This window comes from Pseudoflavonifractor sp. An184 (assembly GCF_002160305.1).
Classification (GTDB): Bacteria; Bacillota; Clostridia; order Oscillospirales; family Oscillospiraceae; genus Lawsonibacter; species Lawsonibacter pullicola.
Window position 1 is genome coordinate 1 of the sequence record NZ_NFKI01000120.1, and the last position, 2,162, is coordinate 2,162.

Below are 2,162 nucleotides of genomic sequence, written 5' to 3' on the forward strand. Positions count from 1 at the left end.
AAAAGCGCTGAAAAAAGTTTTGAAAAACTTGAAAAAAGTGCTTGACAAGGGCGAAACGAGATGGTAAAATAAACTCCCGCCGCTGAGAGCGGTGTGCACCTTGTAAATTAAACAACGTAACAAACACGAAGCACCAGATTTGGATTTGGTTGTTCAAACAAGCTTAGCTTGAAGGACGACCGTTAAATTTCTTTGAAGCTTGAATTGAGCTTCAATAAAGTGATTTGAAGAGCTTTGGCTCTTTAGATACCATTTTATTGAGAGTTTGATCCTGGCTCAGGATGAACGCTGGCGGCGTGCTTAACACATGCAAGTCGAACGGAGAGCGTATGACAGAGGATTCGTCCAATGGATTGCGTTTCTTAGTGGCGGACGGGTGAGTAACGCGTGAGGAACCTGCCTCGGAGTGGGGAATAACACAACGAAAGCTGTGCTAATACCGCATGATGCAGCTGGGTCGCATGACTCTGGCTGCCAAAGATTTATCGCTCTGAGATGGCCTCGCGTCTGATTAGCTGGTTGGCGGGGTAACGGCCCACCAAGGCGACGATCAGTAGCCGGACTGAGAGGTTGGCCGGCCACATTGGGACTGAGACACGGCCCAGACTCCTACGGGAGGCAGCAGTGGGGAATATTGGGCAATGGGCGCAAGCCTGACCCAGCAACGCCGCGTGAAGGAAGAAGGCCCTCGGGTTGTAAACTTCTTTTGTCAGGGACGAAGCAAGTGACGGTACCTGACGAATAAGCCACGGCTAACTACGTGCCAGCAGCCGCGGTAATACGTAGGTGGCAAGCGTTATCCGGATTTACTGGGTGTAAAGGGCGTGTAGGCGGGATTGCAAGTCAGATGTGAAAACCACGGGCTCAACCTGTGGCCTGCATTTGAAACTGCAGTTCTTGAGTACTGGAGAGGCAGACGGAATTCCTAGTGTAGCGGTGAAATGCGTAGATATTAGGAGGAACACCAGTGGCGAAGGCGGTCTGCTGGACAGCAACTGACGCTGAGGCGCGAAAGCGTGGGGAGCAAACAGGATTAGATACCCTGGTAGTCCACGCTGTAAACGATGGATACTAGGTGTGGGGGGTCTGACCCCCTCCGTGCCGCAGTTAACACAATAAGTATCCCACCTGGGGAGTACGATCGCAAGGTTGAAACTCAAAGGAATTGACGGGGGCCCGCACAAGCGGTGGAGTATGTGGTTTAATTCGAAGCAACGCGAAGAACCTTACCAGGGCTTGACATCCCGACGACCGGTGTAGAGATACACTTTTCTCTTCGGAGACGTCGGTGACAGGTGGTGCATGGTTGTCGTCAGCTCGTGTCGTGAGATGTTGGGTTAAGTCCCGCAACGAGCGCAACCCCTATTGTTAGTTGCTACGCAAGAGCACTCTAGCGAGACTGCCGTTGACAAAACGGAGGAAGGTGGGGACGACGTCAAATCATCATGCCCCTTATGTCCTGGGCCACACACGTACTACAATGGTGGTCAACAGAGGGAGGCAAAACCGCGAGGTGGAGCAAACCCCTAAAAGCCATCCCAGTTCGGATTGCAGGCTGCAACCCGCCTGCATGAAGTTGGAATCGCTAGTAATCGCGGATCAGCATGCCGCGGTGAATACGTTCCCGGGCCTTGTACACACCGCCCGTCACACCATGAGAGTCGGGAACACCCGAAGTCCGTAGCCTAACCGCAAGGGGGGCGCGGCCGAAGGTGGGTTCGATAATTGGGGTGAAGTCGTAACAAGGTAGCCGTATCGGAAGGTGCGGCTGGATCACCTCCTTTCTAAGGAGAACTCAGCAAGACGAAGTTTTGTTGTAGTGTCCTAGGTCAGTATGGTGCAGAGATGCGTTACGTTGTTTAATTTAGAGGGCGCACGCTGCGTCAGGCTCTGAACGGGCCCATAGCTCAGCTGGCTAGAGCGCACGACTGATAATCGTGAGGTCGGTGGTTCGAGTCCACTTGGGCCCACCAATAAAATTAACAATTAAGAATGAAAGGCGAAAGCTGAGAGATAATTCTTAATTCTTCATTCTTAATTCTTAATTGTGACCGGGGGTTTAGTTCAGCTGGTAGAACACTTGCTTTGCAAGCAAGGGGTCACCGGTTCGAGTCCGGTAACCTCCACCAAGAATAGATTGAAGTGTTTGGGCAAACGTCCGA

At 52.0% G+C, this 2,162-nt stretch carries 2 tRNA genes and 1 rRNA gene; all 3 read left to right on the top strand.

From position 1 onward, the window contains the following. The first annotated feature begins 253 nt into the window (after window positions 1-253). Window positions 254-1,784, top strand: a 16S ribosomal RNA gene (locus B5F19_RS16630). Window positions 1,785-1,896: 112 nt separating this feature from the next. Then, window positions 1,897-1,973: transfer RNA gene (locus B5F19_RS16635), tRNA-Ile, on the top strand. An 80-nt stretch (window positions 1,974-2,053) separates the two neighbouring features. Continuing rightward, a tRNA-Ala gene (locus tag B5F19_RS16640) sits at window positions 2,054-2,129 on the top strand. The last annotated feature ends 33 nt before the right edge of the window (window positions 2,130-2,162 follow it).